We start from the raw sequence: 26,088 nt of genomic DNA, 5'->3' as shown, positions 1-26,088 counted from the left end.
ACCAAAATGACTACGACAAAGAACAAATCCGTTTTTAGATGGCTGATGGCTGGCTGCACGGCAGGCCTGATGTCGACAGCGCTAATGGCCGATGAAGCAGTTATTACCAACTCCTTCTATCCCTACAACACAGAGACACCGAGCTTTGATGGACTAAAAGCCGGAATGGTCATTGACCAGAGCAACGTTGCCCAGTTCAAGGACGCCATCGATCCCGCATTCTACGGTTTTATCGAGCAGGGCATGACCACCATCACCGTAGGCGAGACCACCTCCTTTGATCTGCATCCGAACTATGTCGAAGCTACACGGGTTTCGCTGGGACAGGTGTCTCTTGGAAACGAGGTAGGCGAGATCAGTGGCTGGAGTGCGGGCCGCCCCTTCCCCGAAGAACCTGACGCCAACGATCCACGAGCCGGCGAGAAGCTGGCCTGGAACTACAAGTATGGCTACAACTGGGGCGACAGCGCGGCTATCTACCCGTTCTACTGGAAATACCGGGACATGGACTCTGGCAAGGTGGAACGCACTATCAAGTTCAACTTCCACTTCCTGAACTATAAAGGCCGGGTCATCCAGGAACCGACGCCAGAAATCACGCCGAACCCGTCTGACCTGTTCCGGGCGATTTATGTGCAGGTACTGGACCCGGCTGATGTCCGGAACACCCAGCTCCTGATCCATCGTGCAGCGGACGATCTGAAGCGGGACAACTCCTGGTTGTACCTGGGCTTCCAGCGTCGGGTCCGTCGTCTGGCAACTGGCCAGGTCACCGACGCGTTCCTCGGCTCTGATCTGATGATCGAGGACTTTGAGGGCTATAACGGCCGGATTTCAGACATGAACTGGACCTACAAAGGCACTCGCTACATGCTGATGCCCTTTTACAACCACAATGATCTGACGCTGGATGCCGAAACCCACAGCGACAGTGATGGTTATCAGGTTGTGTCCTTCAGTGGCCAGGGTGGCTGTTTCCCGGATATCACCTGGCAGCTGCGCAAGGTCTACGAAGTTGAATCCGTTCCTGTGGACGAGAGCCACCCGCTCTCAAAGCGTGTTCATTTCATGGACGCACAAACCTTCACCATTCCCCGAACCGTGTCCTACGACCGCAAGGGTAGCCTCTGGAAGACCTTTACCATTGGCCAGGCACACCCCGATCACCACCTGCCGAAAAACAAGGGCAGCGGTGTGTCCATTGACGACAGCTTCAGCATGATTGACGTCCAGGCCAGCCACTGCACCACCGGCCAGTTCAAGGGACAGGTTGATCCGGAACTGTCGCCGCCCCAGATGTTCAACGTTCAACACCTCCGGGCAACCGGAAGCTGATCCACGGATCTTTGTTGCTTCTCCATTGGGCCCGCTTCTGCGGGCCCCTTTTTTGGATCATTGAGGATATTGAACATGATGGATAGCCAATCAACTGCCAGCCAACAAGGTCCAACAGATCCTCTGACAGTTGTCGTCTCTCGACGGGTCAAAAAAGGCAATCAGGAAGAGTTCGAGGCTCTGAGCAGCAAAATGACCGAACGAGCATCGCGTTTTCCGGGATATCTCGGTACTGCCATGTTCCGGCCGGCGTCACCCGACGATCCCGAATACCGCATCGTGTTCAAGTTCCGAGACCGGGAATCCCTTGCTGCATGGGAAGCTTCCAATGAGAGAGCGGAGCTGCTGGAGCAGATAGAAAGTTTGCTGGTTCAACCCAGTGAACGGGAAGTGACTTCGGGAATCGTCACCTGGTTCACTCTGCCAGGCCAGAATCCGGTGACGCCACCACCCAAATGGAAGATGACCCTTGTCAGTTGGCTGGCACTCTATCCGGCTGTCACGCTCGTCTTCGTCATGTTCGGAGACTGGTTGGCACAGATACCGCTTTTTGTAAGAACACTGCTGGTCACCGCGGTGGTGATGCTGTTGATGAGTTATGTGCTCATGCCGAGAATGACTCGCTGGTTCGCATTCTGGTTGTTTCCCAAGAAAGGCGACTCATCCCGATGAGCAAACGACCTCTTGAACCACATCGGCCAGCAATGGGAATGGAGCAGGCCAAACCGGCCTGACCTGCTCACGACTGCATCAGTTTAGAAATGAATAACCGTCCGGATGCTCTTACCCTCATGCATCAGGTCAAACGCCTTGTTGATGTCTTCCAACGGCATTTCATGGGTAATGAACACATCCAGCGGAATTTCACCCTTTTCGGCTTTTTCCACATAGCCCGGCAGCTCGGTACGACCTTTTACACCGCCAAAGGCTGAACCACGCCAGACCCGACCGGTCACCAGCTGGAACGGACGGGTGCTGATTTCCTCGCCGGCACCGGCAACACCGATGATAGTGGATTCACCCCAGCCTTTGTGGCAGGCCTCAAGCGCTGCACGCATCAGTTTCACGTTGCCTACGCATTCGAAGGTGTAGTCGGCTCCGCCGTCGGTCATGTCGACAATCACTTCCTGAATCGGCTTGTCGTAGTCGTTGGGATTGACCACGTCGGTAGCGCCCAGCTGTTTGGCGATGTCGAATTTGCCCGGGTTGATGTCGACGCCGATAATCCGGCCCGCCTTGGCCATCTTGGCTCCGATGATCGCCGCCAGGCCGATGCCACCCAGACCGAAGATGGCCACAGTGGCGCCCTCCTCGACCTTGGCAGTGTTCAGTACCGCGCCGATGCCGGTGGTGACGCCGCAGCCAAGCAGGCACACCTTGTCCAGAGGCGCGTCCTTGGGAATCTTGGCCAGGGAGATTTCCGGCAGTACCGTGTATTCGGAAAACGTGGAGCAGCCCATGTAATGATAAAGTGGCTGACCGTTGTAGGAGAAACGGGAGGTACCGTCGGGCATCACGCCCTTGCCCTGGGTCGCACGCACGGCACCACACAGATTGGTCTTGCCAGAGGTGCAGAACTTGCACTCGCCGCATTCGGCCGTGTAAAGCGGAATCACGTGGTCACCCACTTCCAGGTTTTTGACGCCGGGTCCGACCGCCTCGACAATACCGCCACCTTCGTGGCCCAGAATGGTCGGGAACAGGCCTTCAGGGTCAGCACCAGACAGGGTGTAGGCGTCGGTATGACAAACACCGGTGGCAACGATGCGCACCAGAACCTCGCCCTCCTGGGGCGGCGCCACATCGACTTCGACAATTTCTAGCGGCTTGTTGGCCTCAAAAGCCACCGCTGCACGGGATTTAATCACTGTCGGACTCCTGTTGAATTCGGATCTGTGTTTTGGATTTCACGCCACGATGTGCCGGCTGTTCGTTCATTCTATACGAAGTGCGCAACCAGATGGGCGGCGAAATCTTTTTCGGAACTGGCTCGTATCTTCTCACAGCTGACAGATACCGAGAGAGGAGCTCTTACGTTGCGCACGCTTTACTGGTTTACGCGGGATCTTCGCCTGCACGACAACGCTTCGTTGCTGGCGGCCTCGAAGTCCGACATGCTGCTCTGCCTCTATGTGGTCGATCCGCGCTGGTTTGCGCCCGGTCCCCTGCAGAGCAAGGCTATGGGGGATCATCGGTGGCGCTTTCTTTGGCAGAGCCTGATGGCGTTGGAACGCAGCCTTCGACCACTGGGCCAGCGGCTCCACATCGCCTTTGGTGAGCCGGAAACGGTCATTCCGCAACTTGCGCACGCCCACAGCATTGAACGGGTTGTCCGCTCCCGGCTTCCGGGCACCCAGGAGGCCGGTCAGTGGCAAGCCATCAAGGACAGGCTGCCCAAGGCAGTATTCCAGCAATTCGAGACTCTGAGCCTGTTCACCGAGGGTTCCCTGCCGATGGCGCTCGAGGAGTTGCCGGATACCTTCTCCCAGTTCCGCAAGCAAGTTGAGAAAACCGGAGATCGCTGTTCAGAGCGCTTGCGAATCCGCACCCTGACGGCCCTACCGCCACCGCCGGGATTCCCGGAGGACAATCGCGGCGACTGCCCGCCGATACCGGAACCGGTTCATCCGTTACAGTTTATGGGTGGTGAAGCCGCCGGCCTGGCGCGGCTGCAGGAATTCCTCTATGGCAACCACAGCATTGACCGCTACAAGGAAACCCGGAACGCCCTGGACACCTGGGATGCCTCCTCCAAGTTCTCACCCTGGCTGGCCAACGGCTGTCTCTCGGTCCGGGAAGTAGCAGAAACCATCACCGAATACGAAGCCAGCGAGACTAAAAACGAATCCACCTACTGGCTCTGGTTCGAGCTCCTCTGGCGCGAATACTTCTACTGGTACGCCCTGAAACATGGCGCCAACCTGTTCCGCCGGGACGGCGTCCAGCGCAAACGCCGGCATGGCACCTTCTACGGCCATCGTTTCAAGGCCTGGTGCCAGGGCAACACCGAATATCCGATCGTGAACGCCGCAATGAACCAGCTGCGGGAAACCGGTTACATGAGCAACCGGGCCAGACAGCTGGTCGCCAGTTGCTTCATCAACGAACTCGGGTTGGACTGGCGCTACGGAGCGGCATGGTTTGAGGAGCAGTTGATCGACTATGATGTAGGAAGCAACTACGGCAACTGGCAGTACCTGGCTGGCGTAGGGGCGGACCCGAGAGGCCTGCGGCAGTTCAACCTCGAAAAACAGACGCAGCAGTACGATCCCACCGGCACCTTTATTGACCGCTGGGGCGGGCATGCGGATCAGCCCGTAGGCTTACACACAGTGGATGCGGCAGACTGGCCCCTGTAGTAAAAGGCGAATCGCCATGGCGGAAATGACGGACAACAGCAACTCGGATGCAGCACGGGAGACACTGGCCCGCATCATCGAAACCAGCTCACCGGCAACCCTGGTGAGTTGCGGCAGCCTCGCAACCGAAATATCGCGGATGTGGCAGAACCACCAGGATGGCGTCGATGTTCGAACTCTCGACACCATCGACCCCAACGCCAGGCTGCACATCGACCGGGTTGCAGACCTGGCGCTGATAACCGGCACCCTGGAGCACCTGCCTCATGATGAAGGCGCCCTGCTGCTGGGCCAGCTAAGAAACTATGGAACCCATCAGATCGCGGTGCTGGTTGGCGAAGCGCCAGGCTGGGCCTTTACTGATTTCATCGGCCTTGGCTTCCGTCGCCATGCCGAACTGGAAAATGATAACGGCGCACTCACGCTGTACACCTACAATCTGGATACTTACAACCACAAACGGGCCTGGAACAATCCAGAGAACTGGGCCAATCCGGAAATGTGGGGCAAGGCATGGTGGTAAAAAGCACTGAAGTGAACAGTCCGTCTTCTCAGAAACTGAAGCCCAGTACGATCAGGATCGGTACCCGTTACCGGGCCAATCGCCTGAAAGGCCCCTACGACGCCATCGTAATTGGCTCCGGCATCGGCGGCCTGACCACCGCAGCCTGCCTGGCCAAGGCGGGCAAGAAAGTCCTCGTGCTTGAGCAGCATTACACGGCCGGCGGCTATACCCACAGTTACGCTCGCAACGGCTACGAATGGGACGTAGGCGTCCATTACATCGGCGACATGGGCTCTCCCCACACCCTGGGCCGCAGGCTGTTCGATTACATCACCGACGGCAAGCTGGAATGGGCCCCCATGGACGAGAACTACGACCGCTTCTTCCTGGGCGAAATGGTCGTGAATCTGCGCGCCGGCAAGGAAGGGCTGCGTCTCTCCCTGCTCGATGCCTTTCCCGATGAACAAGAAGCCATCGACCAGTATGTAAAGCTGCTGGGCAAGGTGGCAGACGGCATGCAGTGGTACACACTCTCCAAGCTCGCCCCCGGCATATTGAGCCCGGTTATCAACAAAGGACTGGATGTCGCCCTGCCTGACTGTTTCAACAAGACCACGTGGGAGGTGCTGAGCGAGCTCACCAACAATCAGGAACTGATCGGCGCTATCACCGGCCAGTGGGGCGACTGCGGCGTCACGCCGATGCAGTCCAGCTTTATGGTCCATGCGCTGATTGCCAAACATTACCTCTACGGTGGCTTTTACCCCGTCGGCGGCGCGTCGGAAATTGCCAAAACTATTATCCCTGTTATCCAGCAGCCCGGCGGTGAAGTCTTTACCTACGCCGACGTCACCGACATCCTGGTGGAGAAAGGCAGGGCAACCGGCGTTCGCATGGCAGATGGCGAAGAAATCCGGGCACCGCTGGTCATCAGCAACGCCGGAGTTATCAACACTTTCGAAAAACTGCTGCCCGCCGAGTCCGCCGAAAAGATCGGCTACAAGAGCAAACGCCAGCACATCATTCCCTCCATGCCCCACATCGGCCTCTACATCGGCCTGAAGGGCACACCGGAGGCACTTGGCCTGCCGCGGACCAATTTCTGGATCTATCCCAGCGCGGACCACGACGGCAACGTGCAACAGTTTCTGGATGACCCGGACAACACCGAGTTCCCGGTGGTTTACATCTCCTTTCCGGCAGCCAAGGATCCGGATTACCAGAACCGCTGGCCTGGCACCTCCACCATCGAGATCGTCGCCCCGACGACCTGGGAGATGTTCGAGCCCTGGCAGGGCACCATCTGGGGCAAGCGGGGCGACGACTATGAGGCCCTGAAGCAAAAAATCACCGACCAGTTGCTGGAAGTGATGTACGAGAAACTGCCCCAGCTGCGCGGAAAAGTGGATTACGTGGAAACCTCTACCCCGCTTTCCACCGCCTGGTTCTGCCGTTACGGCCGGGGCGAGCTCTACGGCCTGGACCACAACCCCGAGCGCTTCGAACAGGAGTGGCTGAAACCCAAGACCGACATCCCTGGGCTCTACCTTACCGGCCAGGATATCCTCACCTGCGGTGTCGTGGGCGCAATGATCGGTGGACTGGTCAGCACCCTGGCCATTCAGGGCTTGCGCGGGGCCGGTCTGGCGAAGCGTATTTTCGTGGGGTAACAGGGGTTGCCCAGACCGATTTGCGCCGATTGCGGCATGCATCCGAATATCTGTGTTTGCGAAGCGTGTGCCCCCGTGCGAAACCGCACGGGGGTGACGATACTGCAGCACCCGACCGAGGTCGGCCATGCCAAGGGTACCGTTCGTATCCTCACCCGGTGCCTCGCAAATCTCAGGCTCTTCACAGGCGAAATGCCGAGCGATTTCCATCAGGCCGGGTTTGATTCCGTCGCCGGCAGTCATCACCCGGCCCTGCTGTTTCCGGGGCCCGGCAGTGAGGCGCTCGAAACCTCAGACGTACGCCAGTTCGATCACTGGATGATTCTCGACGGCACCTGGCGCAAGGCCGCCAAAATCCTTCACCAGAACCCGGAACTCTCTGCATTGCCGCGTTTCCATTTCGCCAATCCGCCGGCCTCCGCCTACGCCATCCGAAAGGCGCCCGGAGAACACCGCCTGGCCACGGCAGAGGCCGTTGCCTATCTGCTCAATGTGCTTGAGCCAGAGCTGGATACCCGGCCAATCGCCCACGCCATGCGCACACTGGTCGACAAACAGCTGGCCCAGATCCCGGCCCGGCTGCACAGGCACTACCAATAAACCAGCCGGGTGAGACGACTGGCCAGCTCAAACGTACTTTGGGAACACGTAAGTCAAACAGAGAAACCCCATGTCAGAGCAGTTTGAACCGGCGGACCTCTCCCGCATCATCGAGATGGCGTGGGAGGACCGCACACCCTTCGAGGCCATCGAAGCCCTCTATGGCCTTCGCGAAAAAGATGTTATTCGCCTGATGCGTCGTGAGCTCAAGCCCGGTAGCTTCCGGCTATGGCGCAAGCGGGTAACCGGGCGCAACACCAAACATCGCCAGCTACGACCCGAGGGTGTAGACCGCGGCTATTGTCCGACCCAGTACAAGCACCGATAAACGCCTTGTCATTGGCATTGACGGCGAAGCTGCGCGATCATGAGCACTCAGGCATCAAGCAAGTGAGGAACCCTCTCGATGGCATTGTTCAACCAGAAAAACGCCCGGAAACAACTGGACGCCGAGGCGAGCAAGGTGCATCGGGCGGATCTGGAAACGCTGCTCGACCGCCAGCGCAGTATTGAAGAGAAAGTGAAAGAAAGCGGCAAACTGTCTCGCTTCAGTGCCGACATCAAGCTGATGTTTTCGATGATCCGCGATTACTGGTACGGCAATTACCGGAGCGTTCCGTGGAAAACGATCGCAGCGGTGGCCGGTGCGCTGATCTATGTGATGAACCCCCTCGATGTCATTCCCGACCTGATTTTCGGCTTCGGTCTGGTGGACGACGCCGGCGTTGTTGCGCTGTGCCTGAAGCTGGTGGAGTCCGATATTCACCGCTATGCTGCCTGGAAAGAACAGCAGGAAGAACAGGAAAGAACCCATCAGACGAATTGATTAAATTCTGATCTGAAGGTAATCTCACACCCCTTCTCAGCCTTGCTCAAACCAAACCTGGAGATACCGTGGATTTCGCCACTCTTATCGGTCTTGTTGGCGCTAGTTTACTCATTGCTTCGGCAGTTATTCTTGGCACCTCTCCGTTGGTATTTATCAATCCCGCATCCCTGCTGATCGTTGTCGGCGGTACCATGCTGGTTGTTCTCGCCAAGTTCAGCTTTGCCCAGTTCCTGGGTGCCTTCAAAGCTGCTGCCCGCGCCTTCAAGTTCAAGTTGCCGGAAACCCAGGCGAGCATTGAGGAGCTGGTGGATATTGCCAATGTGGCCCGGAAAGAAGGGGTTCTGGGGCTGGAAGACAGAGAGATCAGCAGCCCGTTCCTTGGACAGGGTATCCAGATGCTGGTGGACGGGCAGGACGGGAAAACCATCAAGGAGCTTCTGAACAAGGAGCGCCTGATGACTCTCGACCACAACCGCTCCGGCGCCAAGGTCTTCACGGCCATGGCGGACGTGGCGCCGGCCATGGGCATGATCGGTACGCTGATAGGTCTGGTTCAGATGCTGTCGAACATGGAAGACCCGAAATCCATCGGCCCGGCCATGGCCGTTGCCCTGCTGACCACGCTTTATGGCGCCATGATTGCCACCATGATTGCCACCCCGATTGCCGACAAGCTCTCTCTGCGCATGACCGAGGAAGCGCGCATGCAGTCGCTTTATATTGATGCCCTGGTTGCCATCCAGGAGGGTACCAACCCGCGCATCATCGAGCAGATGCTCTCCAGCTACCTGCCGCCCAAGGAACGTGAAAAAGTGGCTGAACCGGAAGGCGCGTAATCATGGACGAGTTGCCAGAAGAGGAAAAACCGGGAATTCCCGCCTGGGTTGTCACCTTCGCCGATCTCATGTCCCTGCTGATGTGCTTCTTTGTTCTGCTGCTGTCCTTTTCCGAGATCGACGCCCAGAAGTTCAAGCAGATTGCCGGTGAACTCTCCAAAGCCTTTGGCGTCCAGCGGGATGTGCCGGCTCTGGAGATCCCGAAGGGCACCAGCCCCATTTTTGACAAGTTTTCCCCGGCGCCGCCAGAGCCCACCGTTGTCAACGAAGTCAAACAGACCACCACGGACGAAGCGCCGGAACTCCAGACCCTGAAAAGCCCCACCGACATGGCCGTTGAAGCCGCCATGGAGGAACAGATGCAGGAAACCATGGACGATATCCTGAAAGTCCTGGAGCCGGCGATCGCGGATGGGCGCATCAATGTGAGCGAGGATCAGCGGCGAATCGTGATTCGGGTTGAGGAAAAAGGTTCTTTCCCTTCCGGCTCGGCTCAGCTGACCTGGGAATTCGAGGGCCTGCTGCTGGATATGGCGGAGGTGATTGAAGGCATTCCCGGTGACCTGACGATCGAGGGGCACACCGACAACGTGCCTATCCGGACCGACCGTTTTTACAGTAACTGGGACCTCTCCGCCGCCCGTTCAGCCGCCGTTGCCAACGTTCTGGTTGCCCGGGACCAGGTGGAACCCACGCGTCTGTCCGTCACCGGTCTGGCGGATACCAAGCCGCGGGTACCCAACACCTCTGCAGAAAACCGCGCCAAGAACCGGCGCGTGGAAATCATCATTGATCTCTCCGGCCCGATGCAGGAACAGGAAGTACGCCTTCGGGAACTGATCCAGTCCGAATCGGATGATACCGAATCCAGCCTCGGGATCGAATCCGAATCCGACAGCTCGACACCAAACGAAATCAGTTGGTAAGCGCACTCTATTTTGGTGCGCTACACGCTAAAACGCACAGCAATAGTGCATTATTAGAGTGAAAATAGTACCTCACATTTCTGAAAGCCCCCTCAACTGCCCTTCAGCTCTTGATATGCCTTGTTTTGGAACAGCTCTTGCTTCAGCTGCACCTCAACAATGCACAAGCCAACGTAAACGGTCCGATAGAGGCCGGACACACAACATCAGGAGCGAAAACCCGTGGACATCACGAGTGCAGTACATACCCTGACCGAAAGCGCCAACACGCTATTCATCCTTATCGGCGCCATTATGGTGCTGGCCATGCATGCCGGCTTTGCCTTCCTGGAAGTTGGCACGGTTCGCCACAAGAACCAGGTCAATGCCCTCGTCAAGATCATGACCGACTTCGGCATCTCCGCCGTGGCCTACTTCTTTATCGGCTATTACATCGCCTACGGCAGCCATTTCATGAGCGGCGCCGCCGAGCTCACCGCTGCCAACGGCTATGATCTGGTGAAGTTTTTCTTCCTGATGACGTTCGCCGCGGCCATTCCCGCCATCGTGTCCGGCGGTATTGCCGAACGCGCCAAGTTCTACCCGATGCTGATTGCCTCAGGCCTGATTGTCGCCTTTATCTATCCCTTCTTTGAGGGGCTGATCTGGAACGGCAACTATGGTTTCCAGGGCTGGCTGGAGAACCAGTTTGGTGCATCCTTCCACGACTTTGCCGGCTCCGTTGTAGTGCACGCGGTGGGCGGCTGGATCGCCCTGGCGGCCGTATTGGTTCTGGGTGCACGAAATGGGCGCTACCGCAACGGCAAGGTGGTGGCCTTTGCCCCCTCCAACATCCCCTTCCTCGCCCTGGGCGCCTGGATTCTGACCGTCGGCTGGTTTGGCTTCAACGTCATGTCGGCCCAGACCCTGGACGGCATCAGCGGCCTGGTGGCCGTGAACAGCCTGATGGCCATGGTCGGCGGCATCCTCGTCTCCATGCTGCTGGGCCGCAAGGACCCGGGCTTTATCCACAACGGCCCGCTAGCGGGACTGGTGGCGGTATGTGCCGGCTCTGACCTGATGCATCCGGTAGGCGCTCTCGTGACTGGCGGCGTAGCAGGCGCCATCTTCGTATACCTGTTTGAATGGGCACAGGCCAAGATCGAACGGCTCGACGATGTTCTGGGTGTCTGGCCCCTGCACGGTGTCTGTGGTGTCTGGGGCGCGATTGCCTGCGGCATTTTCGGCCAGGAAGCGCTGGGAGGCCTTGGCGGCGTCAGCCTGGTGTCGCAGATCATCGGCTCAGTGGCCGGCGTGGTTGTGGCCTTTGTCGGCGGCCTGATTGTCTATGGCGCAATCAACGCCATCTCAGGCCTGCGCCTGACCGAAGAGGAAGAATTCAACGGAGCGGACCTGAGCATCCACCGGATTGGGGCGACCGCGGTCGAGTAACACCGGTTACGGTGCAGTTCACTCTCCGTATCCGGTCAGCTCCATGTAGCCCACGCCACCATGGCTGCCGGATACTGACACCGGGCTCTCCCAGTACGGGTAGAGCCCGGTGTTTCGATAGTCCCCCGCTGGCGCAGCCACCTCCAGGTTCAGGCCAAAGTCTGGCACTTCCAGACGCCATGCACGGGGATAACCTTCGTCTTGGGTTAATGGCTTCAGGTTGAGCTGACCGGCACCAAGAGCGATGGGCTCGCCATCAGCTGGAATCCAGGTTCCGGCACGAAAGCCACCGTCTTCTTCCCTGAGCTGGAAAGCCATAAGTTTGTCGCCCGAATCCAGGTGCAACGCAAACCAGTCCCAGCCCTGCTGGCCGGATTTCAGAAACTGGCTGCTCCACTCCCGGTCAAACCAACCCTTCCCACTGACGTCCAACGTCTGATCGCCCAGGGTGACCCTGCCGTTGATCTGAAGGTCCACCAGACTGAAATACATGGAACCCTCGCCATCGGCGGATTTGGCGCTGAAACCCTGATCGCCATGGGCTACAGGCTTTCCGGTGATGCTCAGGGTCAAATCGTAGGACCAGTTATCCGCCGCGACCTGCAACCGCCATGAACTCTGCCCGGGTTCAGCCTCAAGCTGCCAGTCGTCCAGCCACACGGCGATCGGCTCTGCCCGGGCTCCGGCGTGGCCAACGTCTCCCCGGGCCAGCTTCTCTGCGAAGTAGTGCCGGGTATCAAAGCTTACTGCGGCGTGGGCCATCCAGGCGGCTTCCAAAGGCCAGTTATTTGCATCCGGAGGCTCAGCGTCTGCCTGCCTCGGCTCGATTGCCTGGCGGAACTGGGTCCATTGCAAGCCAAGGGGCTCGCCATCCTGAGTCTTCAAATTGGCGGTCAGGTACCACCATTCGATCCTGTGCTGCGGGTGGGGGCCATAATCCTCGGGAAACGACAGCCGGTCTCCCGGGCCAGGCTGCAGAAAGGGCACACCGGATTCGTTATCCGCGATGCCGGCCAGTCCGGCAAAGCCTGACTCTTGCTGTGGCTCCGAACAGCCGGCCAGAACCACGGCGAACCAGAGGAAGATCCAGCGCCTCATCGCTCACCTCCTGCCAGGGCATTAGCGTTTGCGGGTGCGACCGTTGGCGATTTCAACTGGCGGCTCATCAGTAAGGCGATGCTGAGACCGATCAGCATGCTGAGCACACCAAGCTCCAGCCAGAACCCCGGATAGACGGCCATGGGCAGGGACCATCCAAACGCGATGGGATTGATCCGATGCACCAGCACCCAGGTCAACCAGACACCCAATGGCAGGGCCAGCAGGGTAATGGCACCGGTCAACGACACTGACAATCGGACCAGTTGGGCCGAAGCCTGCCTTCGTGACAGCCCCCACACCACAAGCAGCCGGAAATACCAGGCACGGGTCGAGAAAAAGACCCAGCCCATCATCAGAAGGGCGATAGCCGCCAGTATCAGGGTCAGGGTGGTCATGGCCCGGGTCAGCAGAAAGGTCTGGTCGAAAATGGCAGAGGCGAGCTCTTCAATCGCCCGGTTATCCCGGACCGTCAACGCCTCGACCTGCCATACCCCTTTCAGTCCTTCGGTCAGTGCCTCAATGGAGAGATTGCCCGGCGAAACTGACAGGCTCTGGAAGCCGGTTTCGAACTCCGTTGGAAGAACCGACGGATGAATCAGGATCTCGCCGGCTGGACGGCCGTAGTCCGGGTAAATGGCCAGAACCGGAAGTTCGAAGGACTGGCTTCCGAAAAGTACCGTCAATGTCTGGCCGACCGCTATATCCTGCCGGCGCGCCAGCTGTTCATTCACCATCACGCCCTGGCCCTGTTGCAGTCGCTGCCAGGGCTGCGGCGCTGATTCAAACAACTCCCAACCGGTCACCAGCGGGCCAACGGGGCCGATGGCAAAGACGTCTACCCTGGTATCTCCCTCATGCTCGCCGCCCGGCAGGGTTGCCCGACCGCGAATGACCCGATGCCACAGCCCGGAAGCCGAGAGGCCCGGCTGTTCAGCGAGCCAGTCGAGTGCCAGGGCCGCATCTGCTGATTCCGGGACTTCGACGTAATAGTCCGCTTCCAGTCTCTGCGCCAGCCACCGGTCAAACGTGCTCTCAAAAGTCGTAACCAGTGCCTGTACCGCAAGGACCATCGCCATGGCGAACTGTAGGGCTACCAATGGCAAGGCCAGGCGACGAGCCAGCACGGCAAGCTCCCGATGGCGCCAGCGTGCCTGCAGATCCCTGTCGTGGCCGGACCGCCAGTCTGCAAGCGAGGCAATCAACCTGGGCGCGAGAATTCCCGCCGCCACGAATACCATGGCCACGGCAATGAAAAGCCAGAGCAGATCGGTGACCCAAACCGTCAAGGCGAGGCCTGCGACCAGAACCAACAACACCAGGCCGCCGTATCGGCGGTTGCCTCCCACAAGCCCCCGGAAAATTGGCCGGAGGAAATCCGCCAGACAAGCAACCAGAATCACGGCCATCATGGTGACAAGCGGCACCAGCCAGCTCCCGCCCTGGCCTGCATATAACGGCTGATCGAACAGCCCCTCAAGCGCCTGTCCGAAGCCGCTGCCCAGACCAGCCGCCAACCAGCGGCCAAGCCAGATTCCGGGCAGGACACAAACCGCAGCCAGCAAGAGGATCTCGACAACCAGCAGGCGGTTCACCCGGCCATGGGGAACGCCAAACCGATGCAACAGGGCAAAGCTGTCGCGACGTTGGGCCAGGCCGAGCAGGTAAACACTTCGCACCAGCAAAGCGGTAATGAGGAGAACCAGGACCCCGAGGGCATCCAGATTCAACAGGAAACTGTCACCCAGTTCACCGGTAGCCGGGCCAACGCTGAACGGCACCAGCTGATAGCCGGGTGGTAGATCGCCCTTGCTGTGGTCATCGGATACCAGCAGCGACAATTCGCTGCCCTGCTCACGGGCCAGCTCCGCCGCTTCACTGATATCCACAAAAGGCCGGCCATCCAGCTCCCCGTCCCAGGGCGACTCCTGCCCGCCGGGGGCCTGGAAGCAGCCCGCTGCCAGAGGGTCAACACCCACGACTCGACCGCCTTCCGGCTCGGAGACCTCCAGCCAGGGCATGACACAAAGCCCGGCTCGGCGCAGCTCCACGAAGTCGTCCACAGTTACGGGGCTAACATCTGTGCGAGCCACCTGCTGGCGCTCGGCCACCGCCGACTCGCTCTGGTCGAGACTGGCCCGGGCCTGACTGGTGAGATGGTGGACGCCCGTCCAGAGCATAGTGGCAAGCACAATCATGGCGGCCAGGGCCAGCAACTGGAGAGGATGGCGACGGTAGTGGCTGAACAGGGCGGCCGGGAGATTCATCGCGGGCTCAGGTTTCCGGCAGATGGCCCAGATCCAGGTGCTGGCTGCAGCGGGTCGCCAGTTCGGGATCGTGGGTGGCGAGGATCAGTCCGCAACCGTGACGGGCCTGCAGCTCGAAAAGCTGCCCGATCACGGCCTCAGCGGTATGCCGGTCAAGACTGCCTGTCGGTTCATCGGCAAGAATCAGGGCCGGCTTCATGGCAAAGACCATGGCAAGCGAGGCACGCTGGCGCTGCCCGCCGGACACCTGATCCGGAAAGCGGTCCGCAAGCTCGCCAATGCCCAGTCGCTCCAGCCAGTCCCGGCAATCGTCCTCGGATTGACCGGCAAGCCGGGCCCGAAAACGCACATTGTCCAGCAGCGACAGGGCGGGCATCAGATTGGCTTCCTGGAACACCACACCGATCTGTTGTCGGCGTAGACCGCCCCAGCGCGCGTCGGCCTTGCTTGCGGCCTCCGTTGACCGGGCATCAAATGTTTCTCCGAGCACCTGAACGGTACCTGAATCAGGCTTTTCCAGGCCGCACAGGATGTTCAACAGGGTGCTTTTGCCGGACCCCGATCGGCCTGTCAGCGCCAGCGATTCACCCGCACCGAGTTGCAACGAGAAATCGGTAAGCACCGGCACCGGCTCATCGCCGCTGCGAAACTGCTTGTTCAGGCCTCGGGCCGATAGCAAAGAATCCACCATGCTTGTCCTGTCACTCGGGCGCCCCGATCGGCTCTGCCATCTCGCCATGCCGCCGTGCGCGCCATTCCCGGAATTGCTCCAGCCAAGAAAGCAAGGCAGGAACCACCAGCAACACCAGAAGGGTCGAAAGCCCCAGACCAAACGCGATGGACGTGGCCATGGGAATCAGGAACTGGGCCTGCAGGGACGTCTCGAACAACAGGGGCAGAAGACCACCGATCGTTGTCAGCGATGTCAGCATCACTGCCCGAACCCGCTGTACCGCCGCTTCGTTGAGCGCATCCGTGATGTCCAGCCCTTTTTTCCGCTGCTGGTTATAGAAGGCTACGAGGATGATCGCGTTATTGACCACAATCCCGGACAGACCGAACAGGCCAAACAGGGAGAGAATGGTCAGCTGCAACCCCATCAGCCAGTGGCCCAACAATGCGCCCACCAGGGCAAAGGGAATGATGGCCATGACAATCAGCGGCAGGCTCCAGGACGCAAACACCCAGGCCAGCACCACGTACATAAGCGCCAGACCGATAACCAGGCCGGTTTGCATATCACCCAGGGTTTCCCGCTGGTCGGCCGCCCGGCCCTCGAAGCTGTAACGCACGTTATAACGACTGGCGATGTCGGGGAGGGCCTCGGCCTCGAGGCTGGTGAGGATCTGGTCAGTGGTGCTGACCCGGGTGTTCAGCCCGGACGTCACCTCAACGGCCAGTCGCCCTTCAGCGTGTCGCAGGGCCTGGAAGCCCTGTCGGTGATCCAGGTTCATAACCTGGGTCAGGGGCACAAAACGACCGTCCGGAACCCGGATCGTGATACGAGACAGGGTCGAAAGCCGCTCGCGCTGATCCTGTGGCAGCTGTACACGAACTTCCACTTCATCCCGGCCATCCTGGTAGATCTGGGCAATGCGACCATCAAAGGCCGCCCGGAGCTGGCGACCCAGATCCGACGTGGTCAGCCCCAACGCCTCACCATAGGCACTCACCTGGTAAATCAGCTGCTCCCGCCCCCAGGGCATGTCATCTTCCACATCAAGTACGCCAGGCAGCGTCGACAGCGCCTGCCCCAGTTCGTCGGCGGCCTGCTTTAGGCGTTCAGCGTTCTCACCGGTCAGCCGCACGTTGACGTCGCGGCCAGGAGGCCCGGCCTGGCGCTCGGAAATCGTCAGGTTGTCCAGCCCGGCGGGGGTCTCCAGCCGGCTGCGCCACTCGGTGATGAATTCCGGGTTGCGCACCGAACGGCGGTCGGAAGGCACCAGTTCAATCATCATTGAGCCCAGTTCGTCACCACTTCGGGAGCTGCCCTCGGCGCCCTGGGTTGCACCCCGTGTCGTTACGGCGTGAAGGATGAAATCGCCACCCAGGGCTTCTTCAGTCTCATTAAGCGTCGTCTGCATCTGGGTCAGGAAATCATCCACCGTGCCGCGATCGGTCCCGGCCACAAAGCTTGCGTTGGCATAGAAAACCGAGGGCTCCGGGGTCGGGAAGAAGTTGAAACCCAGCCGACCGCCGGCCAGCAGGCCGATGGTCACGATGGCCAGGGCCAGGGCACTGGCGACCGTGGCGCCCCGATGCTGAAGACTGTATCGGGAGAAGCGCCGGAACCGGCCTTCCCGGAACCGGTCGAACCGCTGTTCAAAGCCCTGCCGGAAACGTTCAATCGGGCCCGGCTTTTTCGGCTCCGACGCCTGAGATTTTTTCTTGCGCCGGGGTACAAAGGCATGGCGCAGGTGCGCGGGCAACACGATAAAACACTCAAGCAGCGAAGCGACCAGAACACAGATCATCACCAGTGGTATATCACCCAGGATATTGCCGATGACTCCGCCCACCACCAAAAGAGGCATGAAGGCCGCAACGGTGGTCAGCGACGAGGCCAGTACCGGCCAGACCATGCGTTTCGCTGCACCTTCCGAGGCATAGATGGATTCCTCCCCCATCCGGGCATGGGCATCGGCATCCTCGCCCACCACAATGGCATCGTCGACGATCACCCCCAGTGCCATGATCAGTGCAAACAGGGAAATCATGTTGATGGAACCACCGATCAGCCAGAGCACTGCCATGGCCGCCAGAAAGGCAGTGGGTATCCCGACGGCCACCCACAGGGCCACCCGACCCGGCAGAAACAGGTACAACAGACAGATCACCAGCACCAGACCGCCCAGACCGTTTTTCACCAGCAGGGAAATACGATCATCCAGCAGTTGCCAGGTCTCATCGTACACCTCCAGTTCCACCGTTGGCGGCAGCACCGGCCGAGTATCCGTCAGCCAGTTTTCCAGGACTTTGGCCGCTTCCAGCGAATTGCCGTTTTCCGATCGCTGCAACTGCAGCTCAACCGCCGGCTTGCCGTCCTTTTCCAGCGTTACCTGGCTCTCACGGGCCTCCTGACGAATGATGGCGACATCGCCAAGATGGAGCTGAACCCGCTCACCACTGAGCACCGGAATGTTTTCAAATTCCTGCGGGCTGCGTCGCTGCTCAACCGCGCGCAATTCCCGGGTGGCGTCCTGCTGCGCCATCATGCCGGCGGGCAGGTCGCGGGAAATGGCCGCCACACGTTCGGCTATCTGTTCCAGTGAAAGCCCCAGTGTCTCGAGCCGCTCCACCGGTACATCAATGCTGATCTGCTGTTCCGGCAGGCCCCGGATCGACACCCGGTCAATGCCGCGCTGGAGCAGTTCATCTTCAAACCGGTACGCCATCTGCCGCAACTCACTGCGATCGACATCCCCGTAAACCAGCAACCGGGCCACCGGTTCATAACGTTCAATCCGGGTGACCTGGGGCTCCTCCGCCTCGGCCGGGAAGTTGGTGAATTCGTCCACCTGCTGGCGCACGTCATCCAGGGCCTGGATCGGGTTGGTGCCCTCCTCGAACTCAAGCGTGATGGACGAGACACTCTGGGCCGAGGTGGAGGTCATTTTCTTCAGACCATCGACGCTTCGCAGTCGCTGCTCAAGGGGGTTGGTGATGCCCTGCTCGACGTCCTCGGCGGAGGCCCCACTCCAGACCACGCGGACACTGACCACGTCCAGGGCAAAGGTCGGGAAAAACTGGATATTCATGCGGGTGAGTGCCAGTACGCCACCCAGCAGCATGACCAGCATCACCAGGTTGGCAGCGACCCGATGGTGAACAAAAAAACCGATGACGCCCTTTTCCGCCTCATTGTGCCGAAGCTCCGGAATCCGCGACATCCACCTTGAGGCCGGTCACCGCATTGGGCAGGTGTGTGGTGATCAGTTGCGCGCCAGACACCAGGGCTTCGCCAGACACCAGAAGGCGACGCTCGCCATTGCTACCCCGGGCTTCGCCAATGCGCTCGATCCGGGCGCGCTCCATCCGGCCATCTGAGGACATCAGGTAGACGCTGTCGGCACCGTAGAGGGCGCTGAACGGAATCGACACGGTATTGCTGCGGGCGGCCCGCTCCAGGGTCACGGGCAACAGGCCCCCCGGCCGTATTCCACCGGCCTCGCCCTCAAGTTCAAGAATGGCTTCAGTACCGGAGGCATCGCTGGTGCCGGCGAAGCGGGTGAGCCGGAACTGGTGCTGATCCCCCTCGCTGGTGGCCGTCAGGGTTTCCCCGCGGGCCAGCGCATCCAGGAGCTCGCCACGGAACATCTCCGGGACCCGGGCCCTGAGTTCAAGACCATCCACGGGATAGAGCGACAGCAGCGGTTCGTTTCGGCTTACCTGATCTCCCTCGGCAACCCGGATATCGGTCACCATGCCGTCGAAAGGCGCAACCATACGGGCTCGTTCGGCATCCCGCCGCGTGCTGAGCAGGTTTGCCTCGGCCTGGGCCAATTTTGCTTCGAGGCTCTGCAGCCGAGCCGGGTGCTCTTCAATCGCGCGCTGCCGGGTATTCACCGTCAGCTCGGCTCGTGCGGCAGCATCGGTAGCCGCCTCCAGCGCTTCGCGGGAGGCCAGGTTCCGGCTAACCAGCGATCGGGTTCGCTCCAGCTGTCGGCGGGCGTTCTCGAGAATCGCCTGCTCGCTGGCCAGCGCTGCCTGGTCATTCCGATAGCGCACCTGCTCCGATCGGATCTGGGCTTTCAGATCGTTTACCTGAGCCTCGGCCTGAGCCAGGGCGGGTTGGATATCGGCCTCATCCAGAGCCACCAGAAGCTCTCCCTCACTGACACGCTGCCCCTCCGTTACCGGTCTGGCACCGATACGGCCCGCCAGGGTGGCGGTTACCGTCAGTTGCTCAGGCGCAAGAACCTCTCCGTAAAGGGGCAAAACCGGCGTGTGGGTCCCCGGCTCAATCTGCTGAACCTGAACACGCCAACTCCGCTCGGTGGCACTGACCTCTGCAGGCTCCGGGCGTGTCATCTTGAGAATCATGAAACCGGCGATACCGACGGCGAGAATCAATACGGGAATGAGTCGTTTGGACATTACTTGCTGGCCAGCTAAGGTAAAAAAAGCCCGTCGGGCTGTTAGGTTCAGACTACTATACAATCAAGGCTCGTTTTCGGATCGGACAAGCCTGGGTCCTGCGTCAATTTTACGCGGTGTATCCTCCATTCATGGCAACGGAGAGTATCTGTCTTGGCAGTAGAACATCATGTCAATCTCCTGAACGCAACGCTGATCAACGGGTTGATCGTTGCCGTCGTGGTCCTGATCCACCACGAAGTACTGATTAATTTGAGTGGACTCCTGTCGAAAATGCGGCAGAGCCATCGGTTCCGGTTGATTGCCGCCGTATTCGGCGTTCTCGCCGCACACACCCTGCAAGTCTGGATCTTTGCCGGTGCTTTTTATCTTATGCACCACGCCGAGGGCTGGGGCGAACTTGGCGGCAATTTCAGCGGCAGCATCCTGGACTGCGTCTACTTCTCCTTCACCACATTTACCACCGTCGGCTACGGGGATGTCGAACCCTTCGGCATCCTGCGTTTCCTCACCGGCATAGAAGCGCTTTCCGGGCTGGTTCTGATCACCTGGAGCGCCTCCTTCCTGTTCGTGGAAATGCAGCGTTACTGGCCCACCCGCTAGACTTTAGTCTAAGATCGACGGTTACTTTGCATAGATTCTGATCTAATACCCGGATCTTGCGGCATGTGCACTGTCTTTGTACATATCGCCCCAGAGCGCCGGACATTCAGACCAGACCCATGGAAAGCTACAGGGAATCACAGAAGCACCTTGCCCGTCCTTACCGCAAAGCGGTACTGAAGACGCTGCTGATCTTTACCGCCATCAGCGGCCTGCTGTTTTTTACCCTCAACGTCCAGAGAGAGAATTACCCCCTGGCCTTTGCCGAGCTTGGCATGGCCTGCTACTCGGTTTTCATCCTCTGGGCCATTGGCAACACGAGACACCTGGAACGCTGGATTCTCGCCTTTATCCTGCCGTTCTGCATCACCATGATGTTCGCACTCACATCACCCCGGGCAACCACCACGGTCTTCGCCTGGGTCCTGTTGATTCCCATCCTTTCCCACCTTCTGATGGGCCGGCGCCTGGGCCTGCTGGTATCTGCCGTGTTCATGGGCACGGCAGCCGTGATCTTCTTTTTCAAATACCAGGATGCTCCGGACATGATACAGCCCCTTCCTATTGCCAATATGGGGCTGATGTCACTGACCATCCTCGCGTTCTCTCACATTTACGAGATCACTCGGGAGCAATCCGAATCACGCCTGCTTAAAATGGCTCAAACTGACGCACTCACCGGCCTCGCCAACCGGGCGCGCCTCAGCGATGTGTTTGAACAGGAGCGCAAACGCAGCCTCCGTAACGGAACCCCACTATCCGTGCTGGTACTGGATCTGGACCATTTCAAACAGGTCAATGATCAGCATGGTCACGAGGCCGGAGACCTGGCGCTCAGGCATGTCGCCAGCACCCTGCGCGCTTCGCTCAGAGCAACCGATCTGGCCACCCGGCTGGGTGGCGAGGAGTTCGCCATTCTGCTCACCAACACCACCGCAGACCAGGCTCATCGGGTGGCAGACAAGATCCGGGGTGCGATTGAATCTCACCCCGTGCCCTATCAGGATCAATCCATTGGCCTGACTATCAGCGGCGGCATTGCCCAGTTTGGTCCGGACGGTGGCGATCTGCGCAGCCTGATCGGCCGGGCCGACCAATACCTCTATCACGCCAAGGATTCCGGACGTAACCGGATCATCAGCTCCGACAGCGCCCTGGTTCCCTGCCAGGCGTAATCAATTTAGCTCACACCCACTTGCAACGCGCCAGTGTGTAATAAAGCAATGGCACCACCAGAACGGTCAACAAGGTGGACATGGCCAGGCCAAATACCAGCGATATCGCCAGGCCGTTAAAAATCGGATCGTTCAGAATAAAGTAAGCACCCACCATCGCCGAGATCGCCGTCAACGCGATGGGTTTGATGCGCACCGCGCCCGCCAGGACCACCGCTTCATCAAGCTCGACGCCCTCCTCAATCAGCTGCCGGATAAACACCACCAGCAGGATCGAGTTGCGCACGATGATCCCGGCCAGGGCAATCATGCCAATCATGCTGGTGGCCGTGAACTCGCGCCCCAGCAGCGCATGGCCGGGCATGATGCCGATCAGGGTCAGCGGGATGGGCGCCATGATCACCAGCGGCAGAATATAGGAACGGAACTGCGCCACCAGCAGAACGAAGATCATGAACACACCCACGCTGTAAGCCGCGCCCATGTCCCGGAAGGTTTCGTAGGTAATCTGCCATTCGCCGTCCCATTTGAGCGTGCCCTTTTCCGGCAATGGGGGCTGGTCGATGAAATACTGCTCCGGGGCCCCCGCTTGCTGGTTCAGGCGCTCGACCATGGCAAACATGCCGTACAGCGGCGAATCGATCTCCCCCGCCATGTCTGCTGTCACGTAGGTTACCGGTAGCAGATCCTTGTGGTAGATCGCCCCCATCCAGTCGGCTTCGCGTACGTCCGCAATGCTTGCCAGAGGAACCAGTGCGCCGCTGCGGCTCCGCACCTTCAGCGATAACAGCACCGATGGCTGGGCCTTGTCGCCTTCACCCAGAATCACCCGTATCGGAACAGGGTATTTGGCATGATCATCATGCAGGAAGCTGACCCCGGTTCCCCCCAGGGCGGTCTGCAGGGCACCGACCACCTGGGCCTGGGAAACACCAAGGCGTGCCGCACGGTCCCGATCCACCACCACTTCCCACTGCCGTGTGGGTGCCTCCAGGGTGGTGTCGATATCCACCAGGCCATCGACGCTGGTCATGCCTTCGGCCACTTGCCGGGCCAGCTCTGCCCGGCGGGTTTCATCCACCGCATAGATCTCGGCCACCACGGGTGAGAGTACCGGCGGCCCGGGTGGCACTTCGACGATTTTCACACTGGCTCCGTACCGGTCACCGATTTCGGTCAGTGGGTCCCGGAGGGATTGTGCAATCGTATGGGACGACCGGTCCCGACTCTCTTCATCCATGAGATTGATCTGTATATCCCCGTGGTAGGGATCGCCACGCAGGTAATACTGCCGCACCAGGCCATTGAAATTGATGGGTGAGGCGGTGCCGGCGTAGGTTTGCCAGTTGGCCACTTCGTCCACCGTTTCCAGGTAGCTGCCCATATCCAGCAACACCCGCTGGGTCTGTTCCATGGGCGTGCGCTCGGGCATGTCGACCACAACCTGAAGTTCCGACTTGTTGTCGAAGGGCAGCATCTTCAGGATCACCGCCTGAAACACCGGCAATGACGAAGCCACGAGGGTAAGACCCACCACCCCCAGTGCCAGCAAACGGCGGCGCCAGGGATGATCACCCAGAAATGGCCCGAGCATGGTCCGGAAAATTCGCAGGGATAACGGGCTGACGCCATCCGCAGAGCTGGACGCCTCCTCGGCTTCGGCAGCCTGTTCCCCCTTCTTGTGTTTAAGAAGCCTGAAGGCCAGCCAGGGGGCCACCACGAAGGCGACAATCTGGGACAGCACCATACCCGCGGAGGCATTGATCGGAATCGGGCTCATGTAGGGGCCCATCAGGCCACTGACAAACGCCATCGGAATCAGCGCCGCCATGATGGTGAGACTGGCCATGATGGTAGGCGTGCCCACTTCATCCACGGCCACCGGGATGATGTCCTTGACCGCACGACGGGAGTTCTGGATCCGGCGATTGATGTTCTCGGTGATGACGATGCCGTCGTCCACCAGGATGCCGATGGAGAATATCAGCGCGAACAGGGACACCCGGTTCAAGGTAAATCCCCATGCCCAGGAGAACACCAGGGTCAGCAGCAGAGTAATCAGAACCGCGATGCCGACAATCACGGCCTGGCGCCAGCCCATGGCCGCCAGCACCAGCAGCACAACGCACAAAGTGGCGGAGATCAGATCGGTAATCAGTTTGCGGGCTTTCTGGGAGGCGGTTACGCCATAGTCCCGGGTGACCAGCACTTCCACCGATTCCGGCAGGGCCCGGTTGCGCAGCTGGTCCAGACGCTCTTCAATGGCCGTGGTGATATTGATGGCGTTCTCGCCCGGCTTCTTGGCGATGGCCAGGGTAACTGCCGGATAAACCTCGCCGGGCTGGCCAGCCACGCCGGCTTCCCGGGCCGGCCCGAATCCGGTCATTACACTCTGGTCCGCCACGGTGCCTCCCCGGCGGACCTGCGCCACGTCCTCCAGGTACACCGCGGAGCCATTGTGCATGCCCACAACAAGGCGCCGGACATCCTCCACGGTTTCCAGCAGCGTTCCGGCCTGGACCGGTATCGACAGGTTGTCCCGGGCAATCCGTGCCTCCTGGCTGCTGGTGTTGGCCGCCATCAGGGCGTTCCGGATGTTATCGATGGTGAGGTTGAACCCCGCCAGCAACGCCGGATCGAACCGGATATCGACCCGATCCGGGATCCCGCCGGTGGTATAGACATCCCGGGTGCCGGGGACCCGTTTCAGGGCGACTTCCAGCATGTGCGCCAGGCGAGTCAGTTCCTCCCCCGTATGCCCGTTGACCGGATCGTAGAGAGTGAGTGTCATCACCGGGACATCATCAATGCCCTTGGGCTTGACCACCGGCTGGGCAGCGCCCAGGTTGGGCGGCAACCAGTCCTGGTTGGAATACACCTGATTGTAGAGCCTGACCAGGGCTTCCTGCCGCGGGATGCCCACCTCGAACTGCACCGTGATCACCGCCTGGCCCTGGCGGGACACGGAATAGACATGCTCGACGCCCTTGATCTCGCTCATCACCTGTTCTGCCGGCGTGGCGATCGCGCTTTCCACCTCCCGGGTGCTGGCGCCCGGAAACGCCACCATGATATCGGCCATGGTGACGTCAATCTGGGGTTCTTCCTCTTTGGGTGTGACCACCACAGCCAGCACGCCAAGAATGATCGCCAGAATGGCCAGCAACGGTGTCAGGTGGTTGTCCTGGAAGACTCGGGCAATGGCGCCGGAGGGGCCAACGGGCGGCAAATCACGGCTCACGGGCTCGACTCCTCGCCCGTTCTTTCAAGCGGATTCAGGCGCTCGCTGCCCACCAGGACAGACGGGTTTGTGACTACCCGCTCGCCCTCGCTCAGGCCCGCAAGAATCTCCAGCCGGCCATTGTCCCGCACCCCGGTGCGAACCTGCCTCAGCCTGGGCTGATCCTGATCATCGAGCACAAATACCGCCCGGAGCTCGCTGCGTTGAATCAGGCTGCTGAACGGGACCCACAGGGTCTCGCGGCTGGCAACCGGCACACTGACCTTCACCAGCATGCCGGGAAACAGCGAGCCATTGGGCTCACTCAGCCGCATCCGCAGACGGAAGGTGTGAGTTTGCGGATCGGCATAGGGGTAGAAGGTCATCTCACCGGTTTCCATCACCCGGCCATCAGCCAGGGTGACCTGGGCCTGACGCTCCATGCGGGCCAGTTCGGCATACTTCTGGGGTAGATCCACCACAACCCGGAGCTGCTCCAGGGACAAGCCGCTGAGCAGCGGCTGGCCGGGGTTGACCGCTTCTCCGACTTCGACATGTCGTTCGGTAAGAATGCCACCGTAGGGTGCCAGCACACGGGTATAGGAGAGTTGCTCCTGCGCCTCGGAAACCGAAGCCCGGGCGCGCTCGACCCGGGCCCTGGCAGCAGCGAGGTTGTTGCGGGCCTGGTCGAATTCCTGCCGGGACACAAGGCCACGCTCGTGTACCGCTTCAATACGCTCAAAGCGCTGCCCAGCATCCGCCAATGCCGCCTCGGCCTCCTCAAGCCCGGCCTCGGCCTGGCGCAGACGGGACCGCTGTTCACTGTCTTCCAGCTGGACAATCAGGTCGCCGGCAGCCACGGAATCATCAACATCGAAGGGGAGACTCCGGACAATACCGCTGGTCTGGGCGGACACCGTACTTTGCTGTACCGCTTCGATGACGCCGTCAAGATGCACGGTCTCCTGCAACATGCTGCGTTCGACCGCTTCTGACATCAACGCCCGTTCACTGCTTTGGGCCTGAGCCATCGCGGACAGCAACGCCAGGGAGACCATCACGCCTGCAGCGACCAGCCGACCCATTGCGCACCTCCAATTCAGGTTATTAGGTAATACCTAAAGGTTATCAAAAATG

General features: G+C 59.9%; 21 protein-coding genes. 13 read left to right on the top strand and 8 right to left on the bottom strand.

All coding sequences use genetic code 11. The annotated features are described in order from the left end of the window. Window positions 1–6 precede the first annotated feature (6 nt). The gene (locus HP15_RS19835; RefSeq protein WP_049784508.1) at window positions 7–1,335 is read left to right on the top strand and encodes a DUF1329 domain-containing protein; all 1,329 of its coding nucleotides are present in this window, start codon (window positions 7–9) and stop codon (window positions 1,333–1,335) included. A 75-nt stretch (window positions 1,336–1,410) separates the two neighbouring features. After that, a complete protein-coding gene (locus HP15_RS19830; RefSeq protein ID WP_014579133.1) occupies window positions 1,411–2,007 on the top strand; it encodes an antibiotic biosynthesis monooxygenase in 597 nt (198 codons plus the stop codon). 83 nt (window positions 2,008–2,090) lie between these two features. Here HP15_RS19830 and HP15_RS19825 read toward each other — a convergent pair whose 3' ends face one another. Beyond that, window positions 2,091–3,203 carry an S-(hydroxymethyl)glutathione dehydrogenase/class III alcohol dehydrogenase gene (locus tag HP15_RS19825; protein ID WP_014579132.1) on the bottom strand — a complete coding sequence of 371 codons (1,113 nt, stop codon included), beginning with the start codon at window positions 3,201–3,203 and terminating at the stop codon, window positions 2,091–2,093. Between the two features lie 168 nt (window positions 3,204–3,371). Between HP15_RS19825 and HP15_RS19820 the strand changes: the two genes are divergently transcribed. The 9 genes from HP15_RS19820 to HP15_RS19780 all read left to right on the top strand — a co-directional run bounded on the left by HP15_RS19820 (window position 3,372) and on the right by HP15_RS19780 (window position 11,491). Next, window positions 3,372–4,694 (top strand): DASH family cryptochrome, encoded by a 1,323-nt coding sequence (locus HP15_RS19820; RefSeq protein WP_014579131.1) that lies wholly within the window; start codon window positions 3,372–3,374, stop codon window positions 4,692–4,694. 16 nt (window positions 4,695–4,710) lie between these two features. Next, window positions 4,711–5,217: a DUF6231 family protein gene (locus HP15_RS19815; protein ID WP_014579130.1), complete on the top strand. Its 507-nt coding sequence runs from the start codon at window positions 4,711–4,713 to the stop codon at window positions 5,215–5,217. Further along, entirely contained in the window at window positions 5,208–6,869 is a 1,662-nt protein-coding gene (locus HP15_RS19810; protein ID WP_041645940.1) for a phytoene desaturase family protein, read from the top strand. The genes HP15_RS19815 and HP15_RS19810 overlap by 10 nt, the downstream gene beginning before the upstream one ends. A gap of 6 nt (window positions 6,870–6,875) precedes the next feature. Further along, window positions 6,876–7,469, top strand: coding sequence for a tRNA-uridine aminocarboxypropyltransferase (locus tag HP15_RS19805; protein ID WP_227499675.1), 594 nt, complete (start codon window positions 6,876–6,878; stop codon window positions 7,467–7,469). A 70-nt stretch (window positions 7,470–7,539) separates the two neighbouring features. Further along, on the top strand, window positions 7,540–7,797 hold the full coding sequence (locus tag HP15_RS19800) for a TIGR03643 family protein (RefSeq protein ID WP_008177157.1): 258 nt from the start codon (window positions 7,540–7,542) through the stop codon (window positions 7,795–7,797). A gap of 78 nt (window positions 7,798–7,875) precedes the next feature. Further along, window positions 7,876–8,295, top strand: coding sequence for a YkvA family protein (locus tag HP15_RS19795; protein WP_014579127.1), 420 nt, complete (start codon window positions 7,876–7,878; stop codon window positions 8,293–8,295). Window positions 8,296–8,363: 68 nt separating this feature from the next. After that, a complete protein-coding gene (pomA, locus tag HP15_RS19790; RefSeq protein WP_014579126.1) occupies window positions 8,364–9,134 on the top strand; it encodes a flagellar motor protein PomA in 771 nt (256 codons plus the stop codon). A 2-nt stretch (window positions 9,135–9,136) separates the two neighbouring features. Then, entirely contained in the window at window positions 9,137–10,060 is a 924-nt protein-coding gene (locus tag HP15_RS19785; RefSeq protein WP_014579125.1) for a flagellar motor protein MotB, read from the top strand. 222 nt (window positions 10,061–10,282) lie between these two features. Further along, on the top strand, window positions 10,283–11,491 hold the full coding sequence (locus HP15_RS19780; RefSeq protein ID WP_014579123.1) for an ammonium transporter: 1,209 nt from the start codon (window positions 10,283–10,285) through the stop codon (window positions 11,489–11,491). A gap of 18 nt (window positions 11,492–11,509) precedes the next feature. Here HP15_RS19780 and HP15_RS19775 read toward each other — a convergent pair whose 3' ends face one another. The 5 genes from HP15_RS19775 to HP15_RS19755 are packed head-to-tail and all read right to left on the bottom strand — an operon-like array spanning window position 11,510 to window position 19,953. After that, complete coding sequence (locus tag HP15_RS19775) at window positions 11,510–12,589, bottom strand: lipocalin-like domain-containing protein (RefSeq protein WP_014579122.1); 1,080 nt, start codon at window positions 12,587–12,589, stop codon at window positions 11,510–11,512. Continuing rightward, on the bottom strand, window positions 12,586–14,856 hold the full coding sequence (locus HP15_RS19770) for an FtsX-like permease family protein (protein ID WP_014579121.1): 2,271 nt from the start codon (window positions 14,854–14,856) through the stop codon (window positions 12,586–12,588). Before HP15_RS19770 ends, HP15_RS19775 begins: the two co-directional genes overlap by 4 nt. A 7-nt stretch (window positions 14,857–14,863) precedes the next feature. Then, complete coding sequence (locus HP15_RS19765; RefSeq protein WP_014579120.1) at window positions 14,864–15,547, bottom strand: ABC transporter ATP-binding protein; 684 nt, start codon at window positions 15,545–15,547, stop codon at window positions 14,864–14,866. A 10-nt stretch (window positions 15,548–15,557) separates the two neighbouring features. Then, window positions 15,558–18,746: an efflux RND transporter permease subunit gene (locus HP15_RS19760; protein ID WP_049784507.1), complete on the bottom strand. Its 3,189-nt coding sequence runs from the start codon at window positions 18,744–18,746 to the stop codon at window positions 15,558–15,560. Then, on the bottom strand, window positions 18,715–19,953 hold the full coding sequence (locus HP15_RS19755) for an efflux RND transporter periplasmic adaptor subunit (protein ID WP_014579118.1): 1,239 nt from the start codon (window positions 19,951–19,953) through the stop codon (window positions 18,715–18,717). The genes HP15_RS19760 and HP15_RS19755 overlap by 32 nt, the downstream gene beginning before the upstream one ends. Before the next feature lie 153 nt (window positions 19,954–20,106). On the opposite strand from HP15_RS19755, the gene HP15_RS19750 reads away from it, so the two are divergent. Together HP15_RS19750 and HP15_RS19745 are read left to right on the top strand one after the other, a co-directional pair. Then, entirely contained in the window at window positions 20,107–20,556 is a 450-nt protein-coding gene (locus HP15_RS19750) for a potassium channel family protein (RefSeq protein WP_014579117.1), read from the top strand. 119 nt (window positions 20,557–20,675) lie between these two features. Next, entirely contained in the window at window positions 20,676–21,731 is a 1,056-nt protein-coding gene (locus HP15_RS19745) for a GGDEF domain-containing protein (protein ID WP_014579116.1), read from the top strand. A 10-nt stretch (window positions 21,732–21,741) separates the two neighbouring features. On the opposite strand, the gene HP15_RS19740 is transcribed toward HP15_RS19745, so the two are convergent. Continuing rightward, window positions 21,742–24,972 (bottom strand): efflux RND transporter permease subunit, encoded by a 3,231-nt coding sequence (locus HP15_RS19740; RefSeq protein ID WP_014579115.1) that lies wholly within the window; start codon window positions 24,970–24,972, stop codon window positions 21,742–21,744. After that, window positions 24,969–26,036, bottom strand: a complete 1,068-nt coding sequence (locus tag HP15_RS19735) for an efflux RND transporter periplasmic adaptor subunit (protein ID WP_014579114.1) — start codon at window positions 26,034–26,036, stop codon at window positions 24,969–24,971. Before HP15_RS19735 ends, HP15_RS19740 begins: the two co-directional genes overlap by 4 nt. Window positions 26,037–26,088: the final 52 nt, after the last annotated feature.

The organism is Marinobacter adhaerens HP15 (assembly GCF_000166295.1).
GTDB lineage: Bacteria > Pseudomonadota > Gammaproteobacteria > Pseudomonadales > Oleiphilaceae > Marinobacter > Marinobacter adhaerens.
This window is presented reverse-complemented; position numbering and strand designations above follow the sequence as displayed.